The organism is Paracoccus sp. J56, from assembly GCF_019633685.1.
GTDB lineage: Bacteria > Pseudomonadota > Alphaproteobacteria > Rhodobacterales > Rhodobacteraceae > Paracoccus > Paracoccus kondratievae.
This window is the reverse complement of record NZ_JAFL01000024.1, coordinates 15,451-27,903: the sequence shown is the minus strand read 5'-3', so window position 1 is coordinate 27,903 and position 12,453 is coordinate 15,451. Positions and strand designations below refer to the sequence as shown.

The following is a 12,453-nucleotide window of genomic DNA, read 5'->3' as shown; positions in this document are numbered from 1 at the left end:
GGCGCATGATTCTTGGCATAGGCTCGGATCTTTGCAACATCGACCGCATCGCCGGGGTGCTTGAGCGCCACGGCGACCGCTTTCGCCGCCGCGTGTTTACCGACAGGGAACTGGCGCTTGCCAGCCGCCGCCGACATGAGGCAGCGACGCTTGCAAAACGCTGGGCCGCCAAGGAAGCCTGCTCAAAGGCGCTGGGAACCGGGCTCGCCATGGGGATTTCCTGGCGGGACATGGCGGTCAGAAACCTGCGGACCGGCCAGCCGACGATGGAGCTGACCGGCTGGGCGGCCGAGCGGCTGGCCGCGATGACCCCGCCCGGCCATCACGCGCATGTGCATGTGACGCTGACCGATGACCACCCCTGGGCGCAGGCTTTCGTGGTGATCGAGGCGCTTCCCGACAGCGTGAAGCCCGCCACGGGTTGACTTTGCAGCCGCCTGCACCCCATGAACGCGCGACTTGCCGATGAAGGGAATGGCAGACATGGCCAAGAGCGAAGCCCGCAAGGATGGGGGCATCTGGGAAACCATCAAGACCATCTTCTGGGCGCTGGTGATTGCGGGGGTGTTCCGCACCCTGTTCTTCCAGCCCTTCTGGATTCCCTCGGGCAGCATGAAAGACACGCTGCTGATCGGTGATTTCCTCTTTGTGAACAAGATGGCCTATGGCTATTCGCGGGTGTCCTGCCCGTTTTCGATGTGCCCGATCTCGGGGCGTATCCTCGGTTCAGAGCCCGAGCGCGGCGATGTGGTGGTCTTTCGCCATCCGACGCGCGGCGACGACTTTATCAAGCGGGTGATCGGCCTGCCCGGCGACCGCATCCAGATCAGGAACGGCGTTCTGTGGATCAACGGCCAAGAGGTGCCCCAGCAGCCCGCCGGCACTTTTACCGAACCCTATGAGCCTCAGGGCCCGCAGCAGACCCTGCCCAAGTGCCGCAACGAGCCGGTGCCCGAAGGCGGCGCCTGCGAAAAGGACCGCTATACCGAGACGTTGCCAAACGGCGTCGCCCATGACGTGCTGAACATCTTTGATAACGGCCCGGGCGATAATACGGCCGAATTCACCGTGCCCGAGGGCAACTACTTCTTCCTTGGCGATAACCGCGACAACTCGGGCGACTCGCGCTGGCCGGCAGCTGTGGGCGGCGTCGGCATGGTGCCTGCGGAATATCTGATCGGGCGGGCCGACCGGATCGTATTCTCGTCGGCGGGCAAATCGCTGTTGTATTTCTGGACCTGGCGGGCCGACCGTTTCTTCAAGGCGGTGGACTAGGGAAAGATTGCTGCGGCGCCCCACGCCGTGGCAAGATCGGAGCATGAAGATATCGGCAGACCTGCGCGCATTCTCGGAACGGCTGGGGCATGAATTTTCGCGCCCCGATCTTTTGCGGCACGCGCTGACCCACGGCTCGATCGCCAGCGCCGCGCGGCCCGACAACCAGCGGCTGGAGTTTCTGGGCGACCGCGTTCTGGGCCTGACCATCGCCGAGGCACTGTTTGATGCCGACCGCGGCGCGACCGAGGGTCAGCTTGCGCCGCGCTACAACGCGCTCGTCAAAGGTGAAACCTGCGCCGCCGTCGCCCGCCAGATCGGGCTGGGTGAGGTGCTGAAACTCGGCCGGTCCGAAATGATGTCGGGCGGCCGCCGCAAAGAGGCGCTGCTGGCCGATGCGATGGAGGCGGTGATCGCCGCCGTCTATCTGGACGCGGGCTTTGAGGCAGCACGCAACGTGGTCCTGCGGCTTTGGGCCAACCGCCTTGCCAATGTCGAGACGGATGCCCGCGACGCCAAGACCGCACTGCAGGAATGGGCGCAGGCCCATGGGATGAGCCCGCCGCGCTATATCCAGACATCGCGCAGCGGCCCCGACCATGCGCCAGAGTTTGAAATCACTGTCCGGCTGGACGATGGCCGCGAGGCGGCGGCCCGTGGCAAGGGCACCAAACGCAGCATCGAACAGGCAGCCGCCGGTGCGATGCTGGAACAGATTGAAAGAACGACATGAGCGAAACGCGCGCGGGCTTCGTCGCCCTGATCGGCGAACCGAATGCCGGCAAATCAACTTTGCTGAACCAGATGGTCGGGGCCAAGGTCTCGATCGTTACCCACAAGGTCCAGACCACCCGCGCCCGCATTCGCGGGATCGCCATGCGCGGCGACAGCCAGATCGTCTTTGTCGATACGCCCGGCATCTTTCGTCCGCGGCGGCGGCTTGACCGCTCGATGGTTGCGGCCGCCTGGGGCGGCGCGGCCGATGCCGATGTGGTCTTGCTGCTTATCGAGGCGCATCGCGGCCTGACCCCCGGCGTTGAGGCGATCATTGAGCAGCTGCGCGAACACGCGGGCAAGACCCCGGTCGCACTGGTCATCAACAAGATTGACCGGGTAAAGGCCGAGGCCCTGCTGGCTTTGGCGCAAGAGGTGAACGGCGCTTTCGACTTTGTCAGCACCTTCATGATCTCGGCGGAAAAGGGTCATGGCTGCGACGATCTGCTGGACTGGCTGGCGGGCGAGGTACCGCAGGGCCCGTGGCTTTACCCCGAGGATCAGGTAGCCGACCTGCCCATGCGCATGATCGCGGCCGAGATTACCCGGGAAAAGCTGACCCTGCGCCTGCATGAGGAAATTCCCTATCAACTGACCGTCGAAACCGAGCGTTGGGAAGAGAAAAAGGACGGCTCGGCGCGGGTCGATCAGGTGATCTATGTCGCCCGTCCCGGCCACAAGGGCATCGTTCTGGGCAAGGGCGGCGAAACGATCAAGGCCATCGGCCAATCGGCACGGGCCGAGCTTGCCGAATTCATGGGCCGCACGGTCCATCTGTTCCTGCAGGTCAAAGTTCGTGAGAACTGGCTGGACGAGGCCGAGCGTTATAACGAAATGGGCCTGGATTTCCGGGATGGCGATGCCTGAGGCCCGGCTGGCCACCGGGATCTGGGTGGCAGCCTATCTGCGTCGGCTGGAACTGGCGACCATCCCCGCCTATATCACCCGACGTGGCGACGACACCGCCGGCGCGGTGATGGTGAAATGCGCCACTCTGGACGGGCGCGCCAGCCTATGGACCCGCGAATGGAACTATGAGACGGACGAGCGGCTGTGGACGCAGCTGAACGAGGCCACCGAGCCTGAAATCGATGCCGAAATCTCCCGCAACGCCGCCCGCGACCCCGACCTGTGGGTGATCGAGATCGAAAGCCGCGATGGCCACACCTTGCTGGATGAAACCGGGCTGACATGACCCCCGCCCCGGGCGGTATCACGGCCCTGAAAAGCCCCGCTTTTACCCCTTACGGCCCCGAAACAGCGGCAGCGCAGGCCAAGAGGGCGCGAAAGACGCGGAAAATCCCCAAATCTTGTGGCATTGCCGTGACAATCCGCGCGGCGCATACTATAAGATGTGGGTCCAAGGCAGGATAAGAAGACAATGACCGAACCCGCCCCCCAGACATCCGATTACGGCGCAGATTCCATCAAGGTTCTCAAGGGCCTGGAGGCGGTGCGCAAGCGCCCCGGCATGTATATCGGTGACACCGACGACGGCTCTGGCCTGCATCACATGGTCTATGAGGTCGTCGATAACGGCATTGACGAGGCATTGGCCGGTCATGCCGACTTTGTGCGGGTGAAAATTCACGCCGACGGCAGCATCTCGGTGCGGGACAATGGCCGCGGCATCCCGGTCGATATGCACCCGACCGAAGGCGTCTCGGCAGCCGAGGTCATCATGACCCAACTGCATGCCGGCGGGAAATTCGACCAGAACAGCTATAAGGTCTCGGGCGGTCTGCATGGGGTCGGCGTCTCGGTCGTCAACGCACTGTCGGACTGGCTTGAGCTGCGCATCTGGCGCAACGGCAAGGAACATTTCGCCCGGTTCGAAAACGGCGATACCGTCGAGCATCTGCGCGTCGTGGGCGACGCCGCCGAAGGCGAAAAGGGGACCGAGGTCCGCTTTCTGGCCTCATCGAAAGAGGACCGGCCGGACGGGACTTTCTCGAACCGCGATTACAGCTTCAAGGTGCTTGAGAACCGGCTGCGCGAGCTTGCTTTCCTGAACTCAGGCGTGCGCATCATCATCGAGGATGACCGCCCCGCCGAACCCCTGCGGACCGAGCTGTTCTACGAAGGCGGCGTGCGCGAATTCGTCAAGTTCATCGACCGCTCGAAAACGCCGATCATGCCCGAGCCGATCTTTATTCAGGGTGAGCGCGCTGGCATCGGCATCGAAGTGGCGATGTGGTGGAACGACAGCTACCACGAAACGGTGCTGCCTTTTACCAACAACATCCCGCAGCGGGATGGCGGCACCCACCTGGCAGGTTTTCGCGGTGCGCTGACCCGGGTGATCAACAATTATGCCCAGTCGAACGCCATGGTCCGCAAGGAAAAAGTCGACTTCACCGGTGACGACGCCCGCGAAGGGCTGACCTGCGTGTTGTCGGTCAAGGTGCCTGACCCGAAATTCTCCAGCCAGACCAAGGATAAGCTGGTCTCGTCCGAGGTGCGCCCCGCCGTTGAGGGACTGCTCGGCGAAAAACTGGCCGAGTGGTTTGAGGAAAATCCCGCCGAAGCCAAACAGATCCTCGGCAAGATCGTCGAGGCGGCGCTTGCGCGCGAGGCAGCGCGCCGTGCCCGTGAACTGACCCGGCGCAAAACCGCGATGGACGTCGCCAGCCTGCCCGGCAAGCTGGCCGACTGTCAGGAAAAGGACCCGGCGCTGTCCGAACTGTTCATCGTCGAGGGTGACTCGGCCGGTGGCTCGGCCAAGCAGGGCCGCTCACGCCAGAACCAGGCGGTGCTGCCCCTGCGCGGGAAAATCCTGAACGTCGAGCGGGCGCGTTTCGACCGCATGCTGTCCAGCGACCAGATCGGCACGCTGATCACCGCGCTTGGCACCGGCATCGGACGCGACGAATTCAACCTTGAAAAGCTGCGTTACCACAAGATCGTCATCATGACCGATGCCGACGTCGACGGCGCACATATCCGCACGCTGTTGCTGACCTTCTTTTTCCGGCAGATGCCCGAACTGATCGAGGCGGGGCATCTCTATATCGCGCAGCCGCCGCTTTACAAGGTCAGCCGCGGCCGCTCTGAGGTCTATCTCAAGGACGAGGCCGCGCTTGAGGATTACCTGATCGAGCAGGGGATCGAGGGCGCAAGCCTGCGGCTTGGCAATGGCGAACAGATCACCGGGGCCGACCTGGCCCGCGTAGTCGAAGAGGCGCGCACCGCCCGTCGCATCCTGCGCGCCTATCCGACGCATTACCCCGCGCATATCATCGAGCAGGCCGCGATTGCTGGTGCCCTGGTACAGGGCCGGGTCGATGCGGATGCACAGGGCGTCGCCACCGCGGTGGCCGCACGTCTTGATATGATCGCCGAGGAATATGAACGTGGCTGGTCGGGCCGCCCGACTCAGGACGCTGGTATCCGCCTGACCCGCCTGTTGCGCGGGGTCGAGGAAAGCCGGACCCTTGATGGCCCGATGCTGCGCAGCGCCGAAAGCAGGCGTCTGGCCACGATGACCGACACGCTGCACGAGATCTATGGCACGACAGCGCATCTGATCCGCAAGGACCGGGATATTCCCATCCATGGCCCGCTGAGCCTGTTGCAGGCGGTCTTCCTTGAAGGGGAAAAAGGCCTGTCGCTGCAGCGCTACAAGGGTCTGGGCGAAATGAACCCCGAACAGCTGTGGGAAACCACATTGGACCCGGCAGCGCGGACCATGTTGCAGGTGCGAATCGAGGATCTGGGCGAGGCCGACGATATCTTCACCAAACTCATGGGTGATATGGTCGAGCCGCGGCGTGATTTCATCCAGCAAAATGCCCTGAGCGTGGAAAATCTGGATATATGATCCGCGTCATCGTCTTGTCCTGTCAGGCGAATCGCTGTTTTTTTACTCAATCTCCGGTTAAGTGTTGCTATCATGCCGCGCATTGGCTGGTATAGGATCGTCGTAACAACCAGCCGCTTGCGGCCATCCGGCTGGAGGCGTAGCTAAAACTCAATTCAGGATGTTTAGGGCGCGATACTCCCTGGCATCGTTTTGCATAGGAGATGTGGACATGTGCGCTGTTCGTATGAACGCCCCGCTCGCCGCCTCGCTCGCGGCCCTGCTGTCCCTTGGCACGACCCTGACCGCGACGGCAGGCGGCTTTATTGCCCCGGTGGTGGAACCCGTGGTCGCCCCGGTGGTCGAGGCTCAGCCGGTTGGTGACTGGGCTGGCGCTTACGCCGGTCTGACGCTGGGTTATGCCTTCAGCGGCGATGATGAGGTTGGTGTCAACGGCGTCAGCCCCAATACGCTGGAACTGAGCGGCGCGAATGCCGGCATCCGGCTGGGCTATCGCTGGCAGCGTGACCGCTGGGTCATCGGCCCGGAACTGGGCTTTGAGGGCGGCAACATCTCGGACGACTTCCTGACCGACGGCTATGACGCCGAATCGAAAATCAAGAACGTCCTCGCCCTGCGCCTGAAAACCGGCTATGTCCTCGACAACGACATTCTGGTCTACGGGATCGCCGGCGTGGCTCGCGCCAAGGTCGATTATTCGGTTACCGGCAACGGCGCGGATATCCGCGACGAATATACCAAGACTGGCTACATCGTCGGCCTGGGCGCCGAGAAAAAGATCAACGAACGTATGTCGGTGACCGGCGAATACGAATATGCCAACTTCGGCAAGGAAACCCTGTCGGACGGTGTTTATGAAACCCGGGCGACCCCTGATTATCACAACATCAAACTGGGTCTGAACTTCCGGTTCTGATCCGGGGCAAGTTGGTCCGGCTCCACGGACAAAAAGGGTCGCCTCTGGCGGCCCTTTTTTGTTGCCTAGCCCATTCGGCGAGGTGTCAGCGGCAGGATGATCGGGCTGGTACCGCAGGCAACGGCGATGCCCTGCGGTACCAGTGCCGTCAGCGTCGCATCATCATGCAAAAGCCCGCCTGTATAGGCGCCAAAGGCTGGTAGCAGCAGATGATCGCGGCCCAGCAGAAAGGCGCGGCGCCGTTCCCCCGCCAGCCGCACGACCGGGTGAAAATGTCCTGAAATATCAGGCCCCTGCCCCGCCTCATGCCGCAGGGTCACCGGACCCAGCATCATGCTGGCAACCGCCTGCCCCGGCAGGCCAGCAGGGGCGCCGGGATCATGATTGCCGCCGATCCACAGCCAGTCCCGACCCCGTGCCTGTCGCTGCAGGATATCGGCGACCTGCGGGTCAAGCGCCTCGGCCGCCGCAAGATCGTCGAAACCATCCCCCAGACTGACAACGACGCGGGGGTTAAGGGCCGCAATCTCGGCCCCCAGCCGTTCAAGCGTCGCCAGCCCCTCATAAGGTGGCAGCAGGGGACCACCGCGCCGGGCCATCCGCTCGGATCTGCCCAGATGCAGATCCGCGACAATCAGCCACCCGCCTCCGGGCCACCACAGCGCGCCCGAGGCCCGCGCCTCAAGCCGCAATCCGTGAAACTGAAACCCGTGGCCGGTCATGCGATCTCCTCCAGTCCGGCGTCGCGCATCAGCGCCTCGGCCTCGATCCGGGCAAGCCGTTCGCGCCCTTCCCCCCGAATCGGGACGCGCCCAACCTCCAGCAGCAGGGGCGCGGCCAAAGGCGAGACCCGTTCCAGCATCCGATGTTCCCGCCGGGGCGAGCGGCTGAGCATTTCCTCAATACGCCCGAAATCGACCAGCCCGCGTCCGACCTCATCGCCAGTGATCCGCAGCATCAGATGGCCGGGATCATATTTTCGCAAAGTGTCATAGAGGATATCGCTGGAAAACGTCGCCTGCCGCCCCGTCTTGCGCCGACCAGGCAAGTTACGCTGGATCAGCCCGGCGACCGTTGCGACATTGCGGAATGTACGCTTCATGACCGCATTCTCGCCCAGCCAGTCGTCAAGTCCTGCACGCAGCTGCGCACCGTCAAGCAGTGGCACCGGATCCCGTACGGGGTCAAGCGACCAGACCAGCAGGGCGTAGTCGGTTGAAAGAAACCCCAACGGCCCGACGCCCTGCTCTTCCATCTCGCGCGTCAGCAGCAGGCCAAGCGTCTGCAACGCATTGCGCCCGGCAAAACCGTAAAGCGCGAAATGCCACAGTCCGGCATGGGGAAAGCTTTCTGAAAGCAGCAGCCCCGGCCGGGGCAGGGTCGAGACCTGCGCCTGCAGGGCCAGCCATTCACGCGTCTGAACGGGCAGCACCCCGTGCCGGGCGGGATCGCCGATCAGTGCCAGCACGCGATGGGAAAGCTGGGTCGAGGTCGCAAGCTTGACCCCGGAATAGACCGCGATTTTCGGCTGCCGGGTCGGATCGGGCGTGACCTCTACCACCATCTCGCGCATCGCATCCATGCGCACCACACGGCCGCCGATCAGGAAACTGTCGCCGGGGGAAAGGCTTGCGGCAAAGGCCTCTTCGACCTCGCCCAACGGTGCGCCACCACGACCACGCAGGCGGACCCTGACCATCTCGGCCTCGACAATAGTGCCGACATTCATGCGCAACAGCCTGGCCGCGCGGGGATCGCGCAGCTGCCATAGGCCGTTTCGCAGGACCAGCCGCTGCCAGCGGTCATAGGCACGCAGCGCGTATCCGCCGGTCGCGGCGAAATCCAGGCAGGCATCGAAGTCGGCACGCGAAAGGTGGCGATAGGGACCAGCAGTCCTGACCTCGGCATATAGCGCATCGGGATCAAAGGGCGCGGCGCAGGCGGTCAGCAGAATATGCTGACACAATACGTCCAGCGGTCCGGGACCGCGCGGATCTCCGTCCAGATCACGTTCGCGCACTGCCTCCAGCGCTGCTACGCATTCGATCTGTTCGAACCGATTAGCTGGCACGATCCGCGCCCGTGATGGCGCATTATAACGGTGATTGGCCCGACCGATGCGCTGGACCAGCCGCTTGACATTCTTGGGCGCCCCGATCTGGATCACCAGATCGACTGCCCCCCAGTCGATGCCCAGATCAAGACTGCCGGTCGCCACCACAGCACGCAATTCACCCGCCGCCATCGCTGCCTCGACGCGCGCCCGCTGTTCGCGCGCAAGGCTGCCGTGGTGCAGGCCGATAGGCAGGTTTTCCTCATTCGCGGCCCACAGCGCCTGAAAGAACAGCTCGGCCTGTGCACGGGTGTTGATAAAGATGATGGTGGTGCGCGCCTCCCGGATCGCGGCCAGAACCTCGGGGATGGCGTAATGACCACCACCACCCGCCCATGGCGCAGGCCGGGCCGTAGGCAACATGGCAATGTCGGGATCGGGACCGGGATCAGCCTCGACCACCATCACCGGGTCAGCGCCTGCCATGAAACCCGCCAGCGCCTGCGGGTCCTCGACCGTCGCGGAAAGCCCGGTGACCCGCAGTTCCGGCGCCAGCGCGCGCAGCCGGGCAAGGCAGAGCATCAACTGATCGCCGCGCTTGCTTTCCGCCAGCGCGTGCAGTTCATCAAGCACCACCCGGCGCAGCTCGCCAAAAATCGCCGGCGCCTCGGGATAGCTCAGCATCAGTGCAAGGCTTTCTGGTGTAGTCAGCAGCACCTCGGGCGGATCGACGCGCTGGCGGCGCCGCTGAGTTTGCCCGGTGTCCCCTGTGCGGTCCTCGACCCGGATCGACAGCCCCAGATCCGCGACAGGGCGGGCAAGGTTGCGCGCAATATCCGCCGTCAGCGCCTTCAGCGGCGAAACGTATAGCGTATGCACCCCTTTCGTGGCCGCCCTGTCCCCGGCAAGCTCGACGAGCGAGGGCAGGAACCCCGCCAGCGTCTTGCCCCCTCCGGTCGGTGCGATCAGCAGGCTGTCGCCCCTGGTCGCAAAAAGCGCAAGCTGATGGGGATGGGGCTGCCAGCCTTGCCGGGCAAACCAGTCCTGAAAAAGGGCAGGCAGGATCACAGCATCGCCTCAAGTGCTGACAGATGGTCGGCCTCGGCAGCGGGTTTGTCCCAGCGGATTCGGCTGATACGGGGAAAGCGCATGGCCACGCCCGATCGGTGCCGGGTCGAGCGGTTGAGCCCCTCAAATGCGACCTCGACCACCAGTTTCGCAGCTAGTGCCCGCACCGGGCCATAACGCTCGACCGTGTTCTGGCGGACAAAGCGGTCCAGCTCGCGCAGTTCGGCATCGGTAAAGCCGAAATAAGCCTTGCCGACCGGGACCAGATCATCGCCGTCCCACAGGCCAAAGGTGAAATCGGAATAAAACCCCGACCGTTTGCCATGCCCGCGCTGCGCATAAAGCAGCACCGCATCGACAACCATGGGATCACGCTTCCACTTGAACCATGGGCCACGCGGACGACCCGAGACATAGGCACTGTCGCGACGCTTGATCATTACCCCTTCGATGACCGCAACAGGAGGGTTGGCGCGCAAAGCGGCCAGATCCTCCCACCCGGCGAAATCAAGCAGCGGAGAAAGGTCGATCCCCTCGCCAAACTGTGCCGCCTCAAGCACCGCGCGGCGTTGCGTCAAGGGCTCGGTCCGCAGGTCGCAGCCCTGCCACAGCAACAGATCGTAAAGCCGCAGCCCGGCAGGGTGGCTTGCCAGCAGTGCCTTGCTGACCGTCCTGCGGTTCAGCCGCCTTTGCAATTCGCCAAAGGGTGCCACCTCATCCCCGCGCCGCACAATCAGCTCACCATCGACTGTACCGTCGAAATCCATTGCCGCGATTACATCCGGAAAGGCGTGCGAGATGTCCTCTCCGCTGCGCGAGTAAAGGCGGCGCACACCACCCTCGCTGACCGCCTGCACACGGATGCCGTCCCATTTCCACTCGGCAACGAATTCGGTGGGGTCTAGCCCCTGCAATCCCTCCAGGTCGATGGGCGTTGCCAGCATCACCGGGCGAAAGGGGGCGAGTGCTGCACGCTCAGGCCGCGCCCCGCCACCCAGCCAGTGAAAAAGCGCGTCATAAGGCGGGGTGAGGCCGTGCCAGATCTCTTCGATCTCGGGAACCGAGGGCGTGCCCATCGCCGCCAATGCCATCCGTGCCATCCGGGCCGACACTCCGATCCGCAGATTGCCGGTGGCAAGCTTCAGAAAGGCCAGCCGCCCGGACGGGACCAGCCGGTCCAGCATGGCAGCAATCGCGCCGGGCAGTGCGGCCTTGCCGGTTTCCCGCAGCAGCGTCACGGCATCTGATAGCGAGGGGTCGTCCTCGGCCCCATCGGGCCAGATCAGCGCAATGGTTTCGGCCAGATCACCGACGAAATCATAGCTAAGCGCCAATAGCTGCTCATCCACCCTCTCGGCCGCGAGGGTGCGTAAAAGCGAGGGCGTGACCCGGCGCAGCTCAAGCTCTCCGGTCAGTGCGGCAAGGGCCCAACCGCGGTCCGGATCGGGCGTGCGTTCCAGATAATGCTGCAATATTTGCAGCTTGGCGTTCCGTGCCGGCGTGAAAGCCAGCCGTTCCAACAGGGCGGCAAAGGCTTTCATTCCGCCTCGTCCTCATAGCCGACCAGTCGCAATGGGCGTGCAGGGATCTGCTGCAATTCGCACCAGCGGATCACGCCATCCTCGGTGCCGTGGGTAACCCAGACCTCGCCGGGGGCCAATTCGGTCAGAGTCGCGGTCAACGCAGGCCAGTCAACATGGTCGCTGATGATCAGCGGCAGTTCGACCCCACGCTGACGCGCCCGGGCACGCACCGCCATCCAGCCCGAGGCGAATGCCAGAACCGGATCCCGAAACCGCTGCACCCAGGGGCTGGCAAAGGCCGGGGGCGGGGCGATCACCAGTTGCGCCGCGACCTCATCGACCGAGGCAGGCACCAGCGCGCCCAGATTGACCCCGCGTGAAACGTAATACTCGCACAAGGTCTTTAGCGCGCCGTGAACGGCAATAGGGGCATCATAGCCCGCCTCGCGCAGCAAAGCGATCACATGCTGCGCCTTGCCCAGCGCATAGGCGCCGACAAGATGCGGACGGTCGGGAAATTCGGCCATGCTGGCCAGCAGCTTTTGCACCTGCCCCGCCGGATCAGGAAAACGGAACACCGGCAAGCCAAAGGTCGCCTCGGTCACAAAGACATCGCAAGGGACGGGCTGAAACGCCGCACAGGTCGGGTTCGGCTGGCGCGCATAATCGCCCGAAACGACGATGCGGCAGCCCCCGACCTCGACCGAGATCTGGCTTGAGCCGAGCACATGTCCCGCCGGGTGAAAGCCCACACTGACACCACCGATACGCATGTTCCCAGCAGCAACCTGAGTCGTGCCCGCGAACCCCTCACCCATGCGCAGACGCATAATCTCCAGCGTCTCGGCCGTCGCCATGACCGCCCCATGACCAAAGCGGGCGTGATCGGAATGGCCGTGGGTGATCAGCGCACGCGCGACCGGTTTCAGCGGGTCGATGTGAAAGCCGCCGTCAGGGCAGTAAAGCCCGGCCTCGGTCGGAAACAGAATGGAATCGGCGCGCATGGTCCGAGCATCCAGAACAT

11 protein-coding genes are annotated in these 12,453 nt (G+C 63.8%); 7 read left to right on the top strand and 4 right to left on the bottom strand.

The features are described from left to right. The first annotated feature begins 5 nt into the window (after positions 1 to 5). The 7 genes from acpS to M511_RS15155 all read left to right on the top strand — a co-directional run bounded on the left by acpS (position 6) and on the right by M511_RS15155 (position 6,785). Positions 6 to 425 carry a holo-ACP synthase gene (gene acpS / locus M511_RS15185; protein WP_010398461.1) on the top strand — a complete coding sequence of 140 codons (420 nt, stop codon included), beginning with the start codon at positions 6 to 8 and terminating at the stop codon, positions 423 to 425. A 58-nt stretch (positions 426 to 483) separates the two neighbouring features. Continuing rightward, a complete protein-coding gene (gene lepB / locus M511_RS15180; protein ID WP_369750423.1) occupies positions 484 to 1,275 on the top strand; it encodes a signal peptidase I in 792 nt (263 codons plus the stop codon). Between the two features lie 43 nt (positions 1,276 to 1,318). Next, complete coding sequence (gene rnc / locus M511_RS15175; RefSeq protein WP_010398466.1) at positions 1,319 to 2,008, top strand: ribonuclease III; 690 nt, start codon at positions 1,319 to 1,321, stop codon at positions 2,006 to 2,008. Next, the gene (gene era / locus M511_RS15170) at positions 2,005 to 2,916 is read left to right on the top strand and encodes a GTPase Era (RefSeq protein ID WP_010398468.1); all 912 of its coding nucleotides are present in this window, start codon (positions 2,005 to 2,007) and stop codon (positions 2,914 to 2,916) included. Before rnc ends, era begins: the two co-directional genes overlap by 4 nt. Continuing rightward, on the top strand, positions 2,909 to 3,244 hold the full coding sequence (locus M511_RS15165; RefSeq protein WP_010398470.1) for a DUF1491 family protein: 336 nt from the start codon (positions 2,909 to 2,911) through the stop codon (positions 3,242 to 3,244). Before era ends, M511_RS15165 begins: the two co-directional genes overlap by 8 nt. Before the next feature lie 186 nt (positions 3,245 to 3,430). After that, a complete protein-coding gene (gyrB, locus tag M511_RS15160) occupies positions 3,431 to 5,869 on the top strand; it encodes a DNA topoisomerase (ATP-hydrolyzing) subunit B (RefSeq protein WP_085502641.1) in 2,439 nt (812 codons plus the stop codon). A gap of 211 nt (positions 5,870 to 6,080) precedes the next feature. Then, a complete protein-coding gene (locus M511_RS15155) occupies positions 6,081 to 6,785 on the top strand; it encodes an outer membrane protein (RefSeq protein WP_010398476.1) in 705 nt (234 codons plus the stop codon). Between the two features lie 65 nt (positions 6,786 to 6,850). Here M511_RS15155 and pdeM read toward each other — a convergent pair whose 3' ends face one another. The 4 genes from pdeM to M511_RS15135 are packed head-to-tail and all read right to left on the bottom strand — an operon-like array spanning position 6,851 to position 12,433. After that, positions 6,851 to 7,507 carry a ligase-associated DNA damage response endonuclease PdeM gene (gene pdeM / locus M511_RS15150; protein WP_085502640.1) on the bottom strand — a complete coding sequence of 219 codons (657 nt, stop codon included), beginning with the start codon at positions 7,505 to 7,507 and terminating at the stop codon, positions 6,851 to 6,853. Continuing rightward, the gene (locus M511_RS15145; RefSeq protein ID WP_085502639.1) at positions 7,504 to 9,906 is read right to left on the bottom strand and encodes a ligase-associated DNA damage response DEXH box helicase; all 2,403 of its coding nucleotides are present in this window, start codon (positions 9,904 to 9,906) and stop codon (positions 7,504 to 7,506) included. Before M511_RS15145 ends, pdeM begins: the two co-directional genes overlap by 4 nt. Next, entirely contained in the window at positions 9,903 to 11,447 is a 1,545-nt protein-coding gene (locus M511_RS15140) for a cisplatin damage response ATP-dependent DNA ligase (protein WP_085502638.1), read from the bottom strand. The genes M511_RS15145 and M511_RS15140 overlap by 4 nt, the downstream gene beginning before the upstream one ends. Continuing rightward, positions 11,444 to 12,433 carry a ligase-associated DNA damage response exonuclease gene (locus M511_RS15135; protein WP_010398486.1) on the bottom strand — a complete coding sequence of 330 codons (990 nt, stop codon included), beginning with the start codon at positions 12,431 to 12,433 and terminating at the stop codon, positions 11,444 to 11,446. Before M511_RS15135 ends, M511_RS15140 begins: the two co-directional genes overlap by 4 nt. Positions 12,434 to 12,453: the final 20 nt, after the last annotated feature.